Consider the following 15,695-nt stretch of genomic DNA (forward strand, 5'->3'; position numbering starts at 1 on the left):
TAAACTTAAAATAGTAAAACTTTAATAAACACCTTCTGCTCTTTTTTCTAATTCAGCAGCGTCTTTGATGATGATTAACTTACCGTTCTGGTCAATTAGTCCATCCTTTCTGTATTCAGAAATTATGCGAATTAGTGTTTCGTTGGCCGTTCCAATCATCGTGGCCATCTCTTCTCTTGTTAGCTTTAGTTCGATTTGAACTTCGCCATTGATAAGAGTGTTACCGTGAGTCTTAGCAAGGTCGAGGAGAAGTCTAGCAATTCTCTCGCGAACATTCTTTTGGTGAAAAGCACTTGAGCGCTCTTCAGCAATTCCCATATCGCGACTTAATTTATTAATTAGCTCAAGAGCAATTGCCGGTTTATCATTAATTAATTTTAATAAGCTTGGTTTATCAATAAAGCATACAGAAACATTATCAATGGCCGTTGCCGTCCCATTGAAATCTTGAGCAGTAAACAGTGACCTGTGACCGATGACATCTCCATGTTGAGCAATTCTTACAATTGTCTCTTTTCCATCAGCGCCTGTCTTTGTCAGCTTAATATTACCTGACTGAACACAGTAGATTCCCGCAGGGCGATTCCCCTGAGAAAATAGCTTTTCACCACGTTTAAATTTTAGAGAAGAAGCTGTAAGTGATACTTTAGCGGCTTCATCATTTGATAACCCACAGAAGATTCCTAACTCTCTTGATGGGCAATCTACACACTGTCTCTTTTCCATAATCTATACCTTTTCTTGGTTAAATCCATCTTATCACTTCATATATCTAAATTAAATAAGTTATAGGGGAAATAATATGACGAATATCATGTTTTCATGTTAGAAGTGCTTTTTCTTCTTAATATTTTTAGTTATTTACTGTCATGCAGTACAAACTTTAGATTTAGGTTAACAACTTATGTTAAATAGCTTAAATTAAAGGCTTATTTGATATAATGGCGGATATATGAGCGACAAAAAACACGAAGATAAATTACCAGCAACAGATGTTATCTCTTTAATTCTTAAGGAATCTAAGGCCTACACTTCAATGGAGCTTGTAAATAGCTATATCTCAAAGGGAGAAAGCCTTGAGAAACTTCCTGTTCAACCTCTTTATGTCTCTGTAAAGGCCCTGCCAATCGAAGTTAAGTCTCATGCTCTAAAATTACTTTCTAAGGAGCAAAGAGAAACATTTTACGATATCGACCTTTGGACAAAAGATGAACTCGATATCAATGAATTTACATCGTGGGTTAGCACTGTTGCCAAGTGTCCAGATGAAGATATCCGCTATGAATTTGTAAAATCAGACCAGTTCATTCTTTTTCTTAAAGGTCGCTTTAATGTTTGGACCTTTGATGTTGAAGATCCTCTTTATCCAGATGATCACGACAACTACTTCTTAACAGAAGACAATCTTCTGCTTTTTGAATTCGATGAAGATTGCGATATTGTTGATGAGGTTCGACAGCTCATCAAAGACCTCTATACCGAAGTTGGTGTTGAGGCCGCTTACCAACACCTCTTTAAGATGATCTCTGAAGATTATATGATCTATAATGAGAATCAGTACCAAGATAAGAAAGAGAGGCTTAGAGACTACGGTTTCGTTGACTATTTTGAGGCCCTACAAGTGGTCAATCCATTTCCATCAATTGGCCATATCGACCTCTTTATCAGTAAGAAGCAGCCACTAACTGGAAATATTTCGACTAAGGGAAAGATGCAAACTCTGCACCAGAATTCGATTATTGCCTTTGAAAAGAATGCTGGAAGTATCCATGATGAGCTCAATAAGGTGGAGGATGAGAAGCGCTTTAGCTACCTACATTTCAACTTCATTCGTATGCTCAATGCTAGCATGGAATATTATGGTGTATTAAAAGATGGCCCTGTTGCTATGACTCGTATAGGTAATCAAAATCGTGAGCTTATTCTTCTTGGTATGTCTTATATCAAAGATATTCGAAGCTTCGATGACGAAAGTATTTTCGAGTACTTTGATTTCACTGATATTTATAAAATCGGAAACTCACTAATTCGTATTCTACAAAAGGATGTGAAGAAGGCCCTTCGAAATCACCTTTTTGAGGATTCTGAAGAGAACTTCTTAGGTGCTTCATTTGATCTATTCCTAGATGACTTCTTTAGTGACCTTGTGAAGTATCGAGACAATGATAATAAAATCGTTGTGGTAAATAATGTTGAGGTTTGGAAGAAGCTACAAAGTAAGTGCAAGCTTCTCATTGAGCTGATGCCTTTCATTAAGACATTAAAAGAAACTTATCTATCTCTTAAAGATGATGGCATGCTTTCTGATAATTTCTATCTGAATTACGATATTAACTCAATTGACTTTGAGGCCATTATTCTTTCTACCCTTATCAACTATAGCCTTGATAAATTTGACAAGGATGACTCTCGCAAGATGGGTGTCTCAATTGAAGAGTTTAGAGAGTTCTCTAAGAAATCTAATTTAAGCTCTGGTATTTTCAAGAATGATTATATTACGCAAAAGGTGGCCGGCTTTGCTCAAACCTTCGGCCTTGATCAGATTGAAAATATTAACGAGTATATCCTGAAAATATTACATGACCATTTATCGGGTTATGAGTTCGCCGATCTACGTGATGATGAATTCAAACACGTTGGTGGGCCTATTATTTTTAACACGTTAAGCTAGGCTAATTTCAGGTATTAGCTTTAGCTAATGTTTGAATACATGTGTTTCTTACATAGTTGTAAAATTTTCTCTCCCATTAGCATGTGATTAATGGCAATATGCCTTATCAAATTGAGAGGGAGATGAATATGAAATCATTGATGAAATTACTTCTTTTAACCGTTGTTACCACGACTTCACTTATGGCAGCGCAGGTTAAACTTGTTCATATTACAAATGATGAAGATAAGAGCTTCTATCACTTAGGTGTAAATGTTGATGAAGAAATCGGAGAGGTTACATCAGTCTATAAAAAGGAATTCTCAGATAAGGGAGAAATCATTGGAACAGACACTTATTCATTAGAGCAAGTAATGAGAGGAGTGGTCCTTGTTAGAAGAAGCGATCGTGATGTTGTTAGGATTACTGTTAGCAACCTAAATCCATCAGACGGTGGTGATATTGAAATTGATACACTTTATAGTGGTGTTAATGATAGCCGTAAGAGGTATTCGGCATCTGTTGAAAGAGTTGGAGAGGACTGGCTTTTTAACTTTGAAAATAAAAGAGCTAAGACTCTTCACTTTATCTCAAATAAAGTATTCCTAATTGGTATTGTTGGTATCAAGGACATCAAAAGAAAATAAAAAAAAGGCGAACACTGTTCGCCTTTTTTATTTCGTTTCTAAAATCTTAATAAATTCTTTTAAAAATGCAGGCCTATTCTTATAGCTCAAAGTGGTCATATAGATATTCATATTCTTAAGTCCGCTAACAGGCTCTGTCACAAAATTATCGTGCTTAGAAAGCGTGTGGTCTGGGACAACAGCGATTCCAACACCGTGCTTGACGAGGGCCTTGATACTCTCTAGTGAGTCCACAATAATCTTCTTTGGTGGTGCCTTTGTCGATAGCTTGTGTAGATGATCAAGCTCACTGAAAACAATCCACGTATGCTCGTGAAGCTTTCTCTTATTAATTGCTTCATTTGAAATGATGACGAACTTCTCTTCAAAAAGTTTTAAAGAAGATGTGAGGTCTGATTGAAAGTTATCTGTTGAGAAGATGATATCGTATACACCATCTTCTATTCCACGTCTTAAGGCAGGGCTGTCGGCCACGTGAATGAAGATATCTCTCTTATAATTTTTTGCATACTTTGCAAGAATCGGGTTAAACCAATTAACTAGAAGCCCGTCGAGAATCCCAATATGTACTGGGCGCTCCTGGGTCGTTTCAAAAATATTTCCTAAGCTATCTTCAAATTGGTCAATAGACTTAAGAAGTTGTTTCGCCTTCTTCGTAAGAATGACCTTCTTACTCGAACGAATGATAAGTTCTTCATTCATGGACTCTTCAAGGAGTTTAACTTGTCTTGACACTGCTGACTGTGCAATTTTCAGCTCTGCGGCCGCTTTTGAAAAGCTTAAGTATTTTGCAGTAAGTGTAAACGCCCTAAGGTAACGATAGTCCATTATTTAGAGAACCTCGGCCTTTGGAGGAATTTTTGTTTTGTCTTTTCGCCAAAACTTACCTTGAAATTCCTCTTGTTGCTTATTAGTGACAATAAAGCCTTCTTCGTCGTTGATATAATTAAATTGATAATCAATGAGAGTTTCACCTAGGTAGAAAGCTGTAAATGGATCGATAATCACTTCAATATCCATGCTTGGTACAGGAATAAGAAAGTCATCGTCATTTAAGTTGTGGAATCCAATTGAGTATTTGAATCCATCACATCCTTTACCGCTAATAAGAATTCTTAAGTACTTCCCTTGTAGTGTGAAATCATTTTCAAGCATAAGATTAAGTTGATCTTGTGCTACTTGAGTGAAAGTCAGTTGCGGGAGAATGATTTTCGAGCGCTCAATGTTATAATGCGCAGACTGCTGTACGTTGTCAGATTGATTTTCCATTAAGAGTTTCCATTAAATTGTGTTGTTAGAGGGCTTTTAGCAAGTAAACGAATCCTTTTCAAGAGGTTTTTCTTGAAATAAATTGGTGGTATAACAAAGCTTATAAAAGGAGCGTTAAATGCTTAAATATATAATCGATATTCCAAATCCCCAGACTCACTTAGTTAATATTTCTTTAGACGCTGTGCTTGATAAAAAGACGAACGAGGTGCGCTTTTACATGCCATCTTGGTCTCCTGGCTCATATTTAATGAGAGAGTACGCTCGAAATATCAAAGAAATCAAAGTCGAGGACTCAAAAGGAAACCGTCTTTTTCATGAACAAATTTCAAAGAATGAGTGGAGAGTCGATCTTGCTCACCCAAGTTTTCAGTCTGCTTCATTTACTGAAGATGGAAAAATTAGAATAGCTTATACGATCTATTGTCATGAGTTAACTGTTCGTACATCTCATGTCGATAACACTCATGCTTTCTTACACGGACCTAGTGTCTTTATTGGTATTGAAGGGGAGACAGGAAGCTCTCAGGTTGAAATTAAAATTAATCCTCTGTGGTCAAAGGTGACTACGGCACTGAAAGATATCTCTGAGAAAAGAGACCACTTTATTTATGAAGCGGCTGACTTTGATGAACTACTGGATACTCCAATTGAAATTGGCTGCCATGAAACTTATGGTTTCATGCACCAAGAAAAGGAACACCATATTGCCTTCTACGGCGACTTTGCTCATGCGCAGTCCTCACACAAAGTGATGGACAAGCTTAATGACGATATTAAGACAATCGTTGAAGAGACGGCAAAGATCGTTGGTGATGAGCTTCCATATGATCATTACTATTTTATCACTCACTTAAGTCCAAGTGGCTTTGGTGGACTTGAGCACTTAGACTCGACTGTTCTTCAATTTTGTCCTTATCACTTAGCAAAAGAGAAGGGTTATAAAGAATATATGGAGCTTGTTGCTCACGAATACTTCCATCTGTGGAATGTAAAAAGAATTCGTCCTGTTGAACTTGGGCCATTTGATTATAAGAATGAAAATTACACTCGTATGCATTGGTTAACGGAAGGAATGACAAGCTTTATTGATCAGCTAATCACTTACCGTAGTGGCTTCTATTCTCTAGAAGAATACTTAGGGTGTATGAAAAAGAATATTAATAATTACCTTGGAACTCCTGGACGTGGTTATCACTCTCTTGAAGACTCTTCATTCAATGCGTGGATAAAGCTTTACCGTGCTGGTGAAAACTTTAAGAACTCATCAGTTAGTTATTACCTAAAGGGTGGACTCGTTTTCTTTATTCTAAATACACTGATGAAAATTGAAGGAAAGGGCATAAATGATCTTGTTCGTGCACTATGGGCAGATTATAAAGAAAGACCTGCTGTTGGTTTAACAAAAGAAGGCTTCTTTGAAATTTTAGAAGGTCTCGTTTCTAAGAAAGTAAGTGATGAGTTTAGACTCCTTGTCGAAGGTGTGGAAGAAATTGATTTTGAAGATTATCTAAAGCGCATGGGTGCAAGTGTTGAGTGGACAACTCCTAAATTAGATATTGGTGCAAATATCGCTGAAGAAGGTGGTAAGCTTATTGTTAAGTCTATTCGCCAAGACAGTTGTGGATATAAGGGCGGACTTAATGCCGGAGATGAACTTATCGCCATCAATTCTTTAAGGCTTGATAAGAAGGCATATGATTCAATTGCGGAGATGTATAAGGAAAATGATCAGATAGATTTCTTAATCGCTCGCACAGGAAAGCTTATGACTCTGAGAGTGACGCTTGGAAATGGGTTAAAAGAGATAAAAGAAATAAAAATTGAAGATGAAAAGAAGTTAGAAAGTTTTTTAAAATAAAAAATTAATACTCTGTCAGGGCAAGCTTAAATGGCCTGCCCTGATATTCTTCTTCGATAATTTCGTAGATAAGCTTACTGTCATTTGGCCCTTGTAAAATACCTTGTTCGGTAATTTCAAAGTCAGTTAGAACAAGAACCTTTTCTTTTTCATCATCATGGAAAGGTGAGTAGGCCTTAAAGGCCGCTTCTTTAATACACCAGATCTCAAGTGGCGTATGGAGCTTAAGCTCTCTTTCATGAGAGACAAAATATTTGAATGTACCCTCTCGCATCTTACGATCGGACCACTCAATATCGATACCGACAGATTTAACGTCTTTGTTTGTGCATAGCGCACAAGCTGCAAGCTCCTTGGTGTGGCTTATTGATACCAGCTTGCTCTTGTCACTTTCTAAATATAAGTGGTTGATAATAGATATATCTTTAAGGCCTGTTAGTGAAGATAAGCAGAAGCGACTTAGTCTGAAGTCATTGCGCTTGTCGGCCATAAAGCCCTCTGGAAGCTCGCTTTGGCCTAGGTATAAAAATGTACTACGCATGAATTTTTTATTGCTCATCAGCATTTCTTTTGCCATTATGCTCTAATATTTAGTCAATTAAATTAGCCTAAACTTTTGGAGTTAGCAATGTTACCACCGGATGCATATGAAGCAATCGTAAAAATGATCTTTGTTTTAATGGCAGGATGTGTACTTTGTATGTCCAAAATTAAAGCAGCTGAAATCGATCATAATCAGGTGTTTGAAACTCAGGTCATCTCGATACAAAAATAAATTTTCATTGGACACAAATCCTCTTTACTCCTTATAATATAGGGAGTTATCCATCTATACTGCCACGGAGAGGAAGTAAATGAGTGTCCCAAATAATCTAATTGAAGGTTTAAATTTTCTACGTCCCAGAGATAAATCAGGTAAGCATCAAAAAGTAACAGATTACTACGGTGAAAATACGTTTGATATTCAAACGGCCGAAGAAATACCTGACTCAATTAAGGAAGAAATTAACGAGGCAATTCACTCAAACTCTCATATCTCTAAGGCACAGGCAGAGATCGTTGCTAAGGCCGTAACAAAGTGGGCCCTAGATAAAGGCGCTACTCACTTTTGCCACTGGTTTCAGCCACTAACAGGCTCGACTGCTGAAAAACACGATGCTTTCTTAGATTTCGATTACTCAACAGGAAGACCTATTGAGAAATTATCTGCAAGCCAGCTAATCCAGGGGGAGCCTGATGCTTCATCATTTCCAAATGGTGGATCACGCTCTACATTTGAGGCCCGTGGTTATACAGCATGGGACCTAACTTCACCAATGTTCTTAATTGGAACTGGAGAGTCAAAAACTCTTTGTATTCCAACGGCCTTTGTTTCATACCACGGTGAGGCCCTTGATATTAAGACTCCACTTCTTCGTTCAGTTTCTACTCTTGGAGAAAGTGCAAAGAAATTTTTTCAACTGACTGGAGAGACGAATGTTGATCGCGTGATTGTAACGTGTGGGGCAGAGCAGGAGTATTTCCTCGTTGATAAGAGCTATTATAACTTAAGAGAAGATTTGGTTATGACTGGACGTACGCTTTTTGGTGCGCCTTCAACTAAGAACCAACAATTAGATGACCACTATTTTGGTGCTATAAATGAGCGCGTCTTAGCATTTATGGAAGAGCTTGATTATGAGCTTCATAAATTAGGGATTCCTGCTAAGACTCGTCACAATGAAGTTGCCCCAGGGCAATTTGAGCTTGCGCAAATCTTTAGAGATGCAAACGTTTCAGCAGATAATAACCATATGGTTATGGCCATGATTGAGAACGTTGCCATCCGTCATGGCTTCGTCGCTCTTTTACATGAGAAACCATTTGCTGGGATTAATGGTTCAGGTAAACACTTAAACTGGTCTCTAGCAAGTGATACTGGAATTAACCTTCTCGACCCTGGAAGTGAGCCACATCAAAACTATCGTTTCTTGGCCTTTACTTCGGTTGTTATCGCAGCAGTACATCGCCACGCTAAACTTTTAAGGGCCTCAATCGCTTCTCATAGTAATGATCATCGTCTTGGTGCTAATGAAGCACCTCCTTCGATCATTTCAGTTTTTACTGGTTCAACGATTGAAAGAATCTTTAAGGCCATTAAGGAAGGTGAAGAATTTTCTCCTGAGTCTCAAACAATTCTCGACCTTGGAGCAGGTGCACTTGCTAAACTTCCTAAAGATAATACAGACAGAAATAGAACGTCCCCATTTGCCTTTACTGGAAATAAATTTGAATTCCGTGCATGTGGTTCAGATCAATCTATTGGTTTTCCATTAACCATTCTTAATGGTGCAGTCACGGCCGTTTTAGATGAGGCCAATAATTTACTTGAAACTAAAATTCGCGATGGTGTCTCAATTGATCAGGCCCTTCTTGATATTTGCCATACTTTCATTAATGAATCTTGGGATATTATCTTCAATGGTGATGGTTATTCTCAAGCATGGCTTGAAGAAGCACAAAAGAGAGGACTTCCAAATCTTAAGACAACGGCCGATAGTTTAAATGTTCTTGTGGATAGGGAAGAAACAGCATTTTTAACGAAGCATGGAATTTACCGTGAATCAGAGCTTGATACTCGCTACAATGTTCTACTTGAAACTTATATTACAAAGCGTAATATTGAGTTTAATACTCTTTCAAATATGGTTAATCAGCTCGTTATTCCAGCTGCACTTAATTATAAGGCCAAACTTACTTCTTCTATTGCGGCATCAAAGGCCATTAAAGTTGAAGCGTCAGTGGAGATTGAAATTTTAAAAGATCTTCAATTCTCTTTAGAAGCTGTTTTTGAACAAAATAGAAACTTGAAGAATGCACTTGCTGGACTTGCTGATGTACACGATGAGGAGAAAGTAGCTCATTCATTAGCATATGATTTAATGCCAATTAGTGAAATGATCGCAGATCACTGTGGCCGTTTAGAAAGTATTATTCCTGATGATCTATGGCCTGTGCCAACTTATTTTGAAATGTTATTTTTGATTTAATAATGTAGAAGGCCGCCAAAAAGGCGGCCTCTTTATTTAAAGTTTCCCTTGCTCGTTTAATTCTTCTAATTTATCTCGCCCACCAATTCTTTCTCCATTGATAAAGATTTGAGGAACCTTTGTTTGCCCTGTGATGGCAAATAGAGATTGATTAGATGTATGTTGGCCTAGAATGATTTCATTATATTTATGTCCTTTCTCAGTCAATAGCTCCTTGGCACGGTGACAGTGAGGACAACCTGGGCGTGTGATAATTGCAATTGCCTCTGGTTTCTTTGCTTCTGGGTTTAGGTAATTAAGCATTGTGTCTGCATCTGAAACCTCAAATGGGTCACCTGGTTTATCTGGCTCAATAAATGACTTTTCAACAACTCCATCGTTAACAACCATTGAGTAGCGCCAAGTTCTTGCACCAAAACCGATATCAGACTTATCAACTAGTAGACCCATTCCCTTTGAAAATTCACCATTTCCATCTGGAAGAACACCGATTTCATCAGCGTGTTGATCCTGGATCCAAGCGTCCATAACAAAAGCATCGTTTACCGATAGGACGTAAATTGCATCAACTCCTTCTTTCTTAATTGCGCCAGCAAGTTCATTGTAGCGTGGAAGGTGAGTCGATGAACATGTTGGTGTATAAGCACCAGGAAGTGAGAAAACCACAACTCGTTTACCCTTAAATACTTCATCATATGTTAAATCAACTAATCCACCGTCTTTAAAAATTTTAAAAGATGTCTTAGGGACTTGTTTTCCATCAATACTTTCAAATGCCATTATAATTCTCCTTGATTTTATTTAGTTAGCTTAAGTTGACCATTTCAATTAGTCACCTCATTTGTCTTGTATTCATTATCGTCGGCCTGGCCTAATAAATCCATTAAATTAATATTAACTTGAGATAAGTAAAATCTATCAATATTTTTGGGTAACTATTCAAAACTTAATAAATGACAATAAATAATAAGAAAATCTTGCATTGTGTCGAATAATGAACGTAGAATCCCTTTTAGGCTAAAAGAATCTGTATTGCACGTTCGTTCCCGTTTCTTTTCCGCTAGTGAGCCTTGGGTATTGGGTGATCACTAAAGGGGGACGTGGTGAACTTTTTAAGTAATACAGAGGAAAGAGTGAAGAAAACACTTATTCTCTTAATTTTCACATTTCTATTTCAAGCAAGAGCAACGAATGTCTTCGCTCAAGAAGATGTCGTTGAACCTGTTACATTTTCTAATTTCTCAGTCGATAATCACAAGTTAGAGTCTGAGTTTTCAGATACTGACCTGGCGGATATTTCTCCGATCTATCGTCAAATCTATGATAATTACCAGGCCAATTATCAGGCAATCGGTGATCGTCTAAGTCATGATGCCAATGGGTTCTTTGGTGGAGTTAACCTTGTCGGTTGGCGACACGCTGGAGACTTTCATGGATTTAAAGTTCTTTTTAATCGTAGTGCGGCCCCATCTTTATTTGATGAAGATCGCTATCTCGTTAATGATGAAATGATTATTGAAATTTCTGCTCGAAACTTCCTTGGAGCACTTCAAGCGAAGGGAATTATTAACATTTCTCCGTCTGTGCTTAAATCTTATAGTAATCTTTCACTCAAAAGAACAATGAGGTTTAACCACTTTGCAAATAATGTGGAAGATGCACTTCAGACAAAATTTGATCGTCTCTTTTTTATGTATAAGTATCTAAGGCCAGAAAATTTTTCTAAGCTTGGCGATTATGATTTTATTAAAAAAGAAGATGCTCTAACTTTTGCTGCAGGCGCTGCCGCGACTGCTTCATATAGTGGGATTGGTGTTGCTGCTGGTGCGCTGGCCAAGTATGAAAGAAAGTCGACGGTTGAAATCCAACGTCTAGGGCCAGCTGATAATGCTAAGGCCAATGAGATTATTCGTTTAAGTGCGGAGGATTCTAAATTAATTTCTGCCGGTGCGAATGTGACTTTAATGGCAGACTTCCTAAATCTAATCAGATTAACTTTATTTCGTTATGATTTTAATTACAGCTTTGAAAAGTCATATAAGGCATATATGTCTTTATATGTCGATGATCTTAGAAATAGCGATAAATTAAATGAGCTTAAGGGTGTTGTTCGTTTTGGTAAATTCAATTACTCAACACTTGCCGATAATATCACTTCTTATGAAAATCGTAAAAAGGAACTTAAGGAGTCAAAGTATCTTGCTTTCATTATTGGTGGAGTAAAGAACTCACAAACTGAATCAACAGAAGTTGTAAAGGACGGGCGAGTTTATAAATTCTTCTCTCATCGTTATGAAAGATTATCGTATACACAAAATATCTTTTCAAAACTTCTTGGTGCCGTCTTAGGTAAGCTTATTGGTTATGACCAATTAGTTTCTAATGATCGCGTTGAATCAAAGAAAGTTAATATCAATTATCAGTCTGAAGAAGAGCTAATTCATGCCAGACGTGACTTTGATATTTTTAGCAATAATGTTTTTACTATGACTTTTGATCAACAAAGTAAGGTCAATAAGGACTATAGTTGGGCAGTATCAAAGACTGAAGACAAGATGAAGGATCTTGTAAGAGCTCGTACAAATAGCTATGGGAATTTTGCAACAATGTTTGATCATTACCAAGTTCGCGCTCCAGCTGAGTTTACTTCGACGATCACTATGGATAACGCAAATATCGCTAACTTCTTAAATCGTAACTCTGATGAAATCTACGGAGTATTTAAAGAGGCCTGTGGTGGCAAGTCCAAGAATTTCTTTGTCAGACTTCGATCACTATTTAGTAGCTGTCGTCACAAGCTTTATAAGTCATATGCAAACTTCTTAAAAGAATGGTCAACAGGAAATTATACTTCTGAGATTAAAAAGAAGTGTGAGAAGAAGTATCGTTGGAAGTATATTTTTAGGCCATCAAAGAGAAGATCAATGATTGCTGCTTGTATGGAAATAGGCTCTAAGCAACTATTTGCAAAGTACAAGCATGAGCTACCTCTATGGCGTTTTAAAGATATTGCTTATAACGTTAATAACCAGATTAAAAATGACTACCTACTGACACGTCTTTTTGGAGCTCACCCAAATAAGGGAAGTGTTAGTGCAAATCTTAATGGGGATATCCCTTATCAAAACTTTTACTCTGAAGGTTCCAATAAGGAAAATATCTTTACGCAATTTCAAATTAAAGAAAATCTTAGATCACCGGCATCACTATAGTTAGATAAATATCTAGACGCCCTTTGAGTGGGCGTCTTATATTCTTGGCAGATTTCTCGTATTTTTCCAAAGTGTAAATTAGCTCTATTTATTAGAATTTTATTAAGAATTTGGTTGTTGTATCCCATTACGGTCATTCATGTTAATATTTCTTCCATGAACGCATTTTATCTATTCTTCTACCATCCAAAGCTTAAGGACCTTCTTTTAGAAGAAATTAAGCTAAAGCATCCAGAGCTTCATCTAAGCTTTTCGAATAAAGAGTTTGTGAGTATGAAGGGCCCTAGCGATTATGAATCACAGCTTGTAAATCGACCTGTTATTTTTGCTCGTAGGCAGGCCACATTCATTGAAAAATACAATCAAGAACCAGCTGAAGGCGAGTATACTAGTGTTGGAGAAAACCAGTTTTGGCACTTTGAAACGATCAAGACGCCAATCGATACATTCTTTCTAGAGGAGTGTGAAATCAGTGAAGAGGTTCCGGCCAGGGCCTATCATAAGGCCTGTCAGGCTTTTCGTCTATTTGAAGAGGAGATAACTTCTGATAACCAAGTTATTGAAATAGGAAGTGCGCCAGGTGGGATTTCATATTACGTCCTTGAAAAAGGTGCAAAACTTGTTTCTGTTGATCCCGCTCTGATGTCACCACTTATCGAATCAAAATTTGGTGAGCAATTCTCACATATTAAAAAGAGTGTCTTTGATGTCACGAGGGCCCAATTACCAAAGCATTGTGATTGGCTCATTTCTGACTTAAACCTCAATGGTGACCTCAATACAAATCAGTCACGTCGTATTATGGACTTTTACAAGAATATTAAGGGTGCTTTCTTAACGATTAAGACACCTGTTATCAACGATCTTAAAAAGGTTGATGAATGGATCAAGGTATTTACTGATGATGAGAAGTATGAAGTATCTGTCTGTCATCTTCCTTCACACCGTAGAGAAATTGGAATGTTTATAAGGCCACGCAAGTAACGTGGCCTTGATATTTTAATTATTCAGCGTTTAAAACTTCAATTGCTTTTTCAATCCAACCTGACATGTAGTTAGTTAAGTCTTCTTTTGTCTCAACATAATTTACATCTGCTTGAACTGGAACGTTTTCAGAATTTAACTCATAGGCAGAGTCAATTCCTAAAAGATCACCAAATTGATGGCCTTGAACTCCATAGCCAAATAGCATATTTGGAATCTGAGTCGAAAATACGTTGTAGCGGTCCTTAAATTGCGTATTATACACGTCATTTGAGCGGTAGCCTGCACCTGTGCCGTTCGCATGAGTTCCGATTAATTTCGCTCTTTTTGAGCCTTGTAATAAGATGCTTGTGATATCACATGCTGAAATACAATTTGGTGAAACTAGGGCAACGATTTTACCATCAAATCCACCAACTTGTGGGTCTGCCGTAATATCATAGTTTTGTGTCGCGCGTGAAAGCATTCTTCCTTCACTTGCTGCTTCAAAGAAAGCATCTGACTGCATTGTCCAATCACTACCATCAATGTCTTTGAAAATTTCTTCTACACCATAGTACTCGATAAGTTGTCTCATATAACGAGTAACAGCTGAGGCCCAAGTTGCGTTAGGGTATGATTGGCCTTGCTCTGTTAGCATCGATAGAAGTTGAGCAGGATAGCCACCGTTTCCGCCACCATTATTTCTAATATCTAAAATTAGGTTTAGGTTTTGAGCTTTAAAGAACTTTACATTCTTCCTTAGAGCTTCAATGAAAGATAGCTTCTCTCCCTTAAAGTACACAGTTGATACTGAAAAAGAGTTTACTTGCATATAAGCATAAGCTTTTGCTTCTTTAAGAATTAGAGCAGAGCGAACGATTGGACTTCCGCCACCATTTGCAGATGTCCAGTTTTCTAGCTCTATTGCTCCTGCTGGTAGACCCTCTGGGAGAGTTTCTACTTTTAGGCTCGTATCTTTAACGAATTCTCTCTTTTGGTTATCCCATTTAAAGCGTAGTTCTTTAAGTTTTAAGAAACCTTTTTGATCTAGGTAGAAAGAGATATCTTTCTTTCTTACAATACTTGTGTCACCTGAATAGTATAAAGGTAGACGAACTTTATGAGTTTCTTTTGTTTTTGCACTTTTAAACTCAATGTCAAAGTATGGTTTAGTTGGGTATAGGAAGTAGCGTTCAATTAACATTGCAGCTGCACGTGATTTTGCAAACGCTGGGCTTGAAGCATCAATGTATGGAATAAGGGCATCAATTGCATCACTTACTTTTACACCGTCTACACTAATAAGCTCATCACCTAATTCGATCTTATTAAGGTAGTAGTTTTGTGTTTCAATAACCGACTTCTCAATTACTTTTGAATATTTAGATACGAAGATAACTTTTCCGCTATCTTCAACTAGTTTTGTATTAAAACCTGATACGATCCAAGGAGGAGCAATATGAGTGCTTAGTCCAAAGTGAGTATCTTGAAAGTTTGCAATTAGCTTTCTTGCACGGTCATAGAATTCCATGTTGCTTCTAGACTGTGAAAGAGCATCATCAACATCAGCGATGGCCTTTTCAGCTTCAATTGCTTCATTAAATATCTTGTCACCGTCAACACCGATGCGCTTCTTCTTTACTTCCCATAGGGCGTATTCAGCTTTTGTCTGTTTATATAGATCTGTAATAATCTCAACTCGATCGATTTGATCGATATACCAAAAATTCTTGCCAGAAAATGCTGATTTATTGATTTGTGCTCCATAGCTAGAAACGGCCATGAAACTTAATAGTAGTAAGGACATTATCGTCTTCATTTTGCTCCTTTTGTGAATTGGGAAATCTAACAATCGTGCTGATACAAGTCATGTCCCTTAGCATTAAATACTGAAATTATTCATCGTTGGACATATTCGCAAGGTGGCACAATGGCACTAATAATTATTGTAAATATTATTCTTTTGACGGAATTTCCCAAAACTGTTGTTAGAAATTGAATAAGATTTCACTAGGCCCTTTCTAAGGGTGCAAATTTATAGGTATTATTAGTTCGCAGGAT

At 37.3% G+C, this 15,695-nt stretch carries 13 protein-coding genes; 7 read left to right on the top strand and 6 right to left on the bottom strand.

From position 1 onward, the window contains the following. Positions 1-21: 21 nt before the first annotated feature. Entirely contained in the window at positions 22-726 is a 705-nt protein-coding gene (locus ACRXC1_RS06450) for a Crp/Fnr family transcriptional regulator (protein ID WP_392907891.1), read from the bottom strand. Positions 727-952: 226 nt separating this feature from the next. Here ACRXC1_RS06450 and ACRXC1_RS06455 point away from each other — a divergent pair, with 226 nt between their 5' ends. Both ACRXC1_RS06455 and ACRXC1_RS06460 read left to right on the top strand, forming a co-directional pair. After that, a complete protein-coding gene (locus tag ACRXC1_RS06455; RefSeq protein WP_433657409.1) occupies positions 953-2,671 on the top strand; it encodes a DUF6178 family protein in 1,719 nt (572 codons plus the stop codon). Positions 2,672-2,799: 128 nt separating this feature from the next. Next, the gene (locus tag ACRXC1_RS06460) at positions 2,800-3,297 is read left to right on the top strand and encodes a hypothetical protein (protein WP_433657411.1); all 498 of its coding nucleotides are present in this window, start codon (positions 2,800-2,802) and stop codon (positions 3,295-3,297) included. A gap of 27 nt (positions 3,298-3,324) precedes the next feature. On the opposite strand, the gene ACRXC1_RS06465 is transcribed toward ACRXC1_RS06460, so the two are convergent. After that, complete coding sequence (locus tag ACRXC1_RS06465) at positions 3,325-4,125, bottom strand: LysR family transcriptional regulator (RefSeq protein WP_433657413.1); 801 nt, start codon at positions 4,123-4,125, stop codon at positions 3,325-3,327. Between the two features lie 3 nt (positions 4,126-4,128). Next, entirely contained in the window at positions 4,129-4,566 is a 438-nt protein-coding gene (locus tag ACRXC1_RS06470) for a HesB/IscA family protein (protein WP_433657415.1), read from the bottom strand. A 118-nt stretch (positions 4,567-4,684) separates the two neighbouring features. Between ACRXC1_RS06470 and ACRXC1_RS06475 the strand changes: the two genes are divergently transcribed. Beyond that, complete coding sequence (locus ACRXC1_RS06475) at positions 4,685-6,427, top strand: M61 family metallopeptidase (RefSeq protein WP_433657417.1); 1,743 nt, start codon at positions 4,685-4,687, stop codon at positions 6,425-6,427. A gap of 4 nt (positions 6,428-6,431) precedes the next feature. Here the strand turns inward: ACRXC1_RS06475 and ACRXC1_RS06480 are convergent, their stop codons facing one another. Then, positions 6,432-7,004: a 4'-phosphopantetheinyl transferase family protein gene (locus ACRXC1_RS06480; protein ID WP_433657419.1), complete on the bottom strand. Its 573-nt coding sequence runs from the start codon at positions 7,002-7,004 to the stop codon at positions 6,432-6,434. 51 nt (positions 7,005-7,055) lie between these two features. Between ACRXC1_RS06480 and ACRXC1_RS06485 the strand changes: the two genes are divergently transcribed. Beyond that, entirely contained in the window at positions 7,056-7,202 is a 147-nt protein-coding gene (locus ACRXC1_RS06485; protein WP_433657421.1) for a hypothetical protein, read from the top strand. A 79-nt stretch (positions 7,203-7,281) separates the two neighbouring features. Beyond that, positions 7,282-9,456, top strand: coding sequence for a glutamine synthetase III (locus ACRXC1_RS06490; RefSeq protein WP_433657423.1), 2,175 nt, complete (start codon positions 7,282-7,284; stop codon positions 9,454-9,456). A gap of 36 nt (positions 9,457-9,492) precedes the next feature. Here the strand turns inward: ACRXC1_RS06490 and ACRXC1_RS06495 are convergent, their stop codons facing one another. Further along, on the bottom strand, positions 9,493-10,236 hold the full coding sequence (locus ACRXC1_RS06495) for a glutathione peroxidase (RefSeq protein WP_393061167.1): 744 nt from the start codon (positions 10,234-10,236) through the stop codon (positions 9,493-9,495). A gap of 323 nt (positions 10,237-10,559) precedes the next feature. Between ACRXC1_RS06495 and ACRXC1_RS06500 the strand changes: the two genes are divergently transcribed. Together ACRXC1_RS06500 and ACRXC1_RS06505 are read left to right on the top strand one after the other, a co-directional pair. Further along, positions 10,560-12,668 carry a hypothetical protein gene (locus tag ACRXC1_RS06500; RefSeq protein WP_433657425.1) on the top strand — a complete coding sequence of 703 codons (2,109 nt, stop codon included), beginning with the start codon at positions 10,560-10,562 and terminating at the stop codon, positions 12,666-12,668. Positions 12,669-12,824: 156 nt separating this feature from the next. After that, the gene (locus tag ACRXC1_RS06505) at positions 12,825-13,652 is read left to right on the top strand and encodes an SAM-dependent methyltransferase (protein WP_433657427.1); all 828 of its coding nucleotides are present in this window, start codon (positions 12,825-12,827) and stop codon (positions 13,650-13,652) included. Between the two features lie 19 nt (positions 13,653-13,671). On the opposite strand, the gene ACRXC1_RS06510 is transcribed toward ACRXC1_RS06505, so the two are convergent. Further along, positions 13,672-15,453, bottom strand: coding sequence for a S41 family peptidase (locus ACRXC1_RS06510; protein WP_433657429.1), 1,782 nt, complete (start codon positions 15,451-15,453; stop codon positions 13,672-13,674). Positions 15,454-15,695: the final 242 nt, after the last annotated feature.

Origin of the sequence: Halobacteriovorax sp. GFR8, assembly GCF_050955245.1 — a bacterium.
Lineage (GTDB): Bacteria > Bdellovibrionota > Bacteriovoracia > Bacteriovoracales > Bacteriovoracaceae > Halobacteriovorax_A.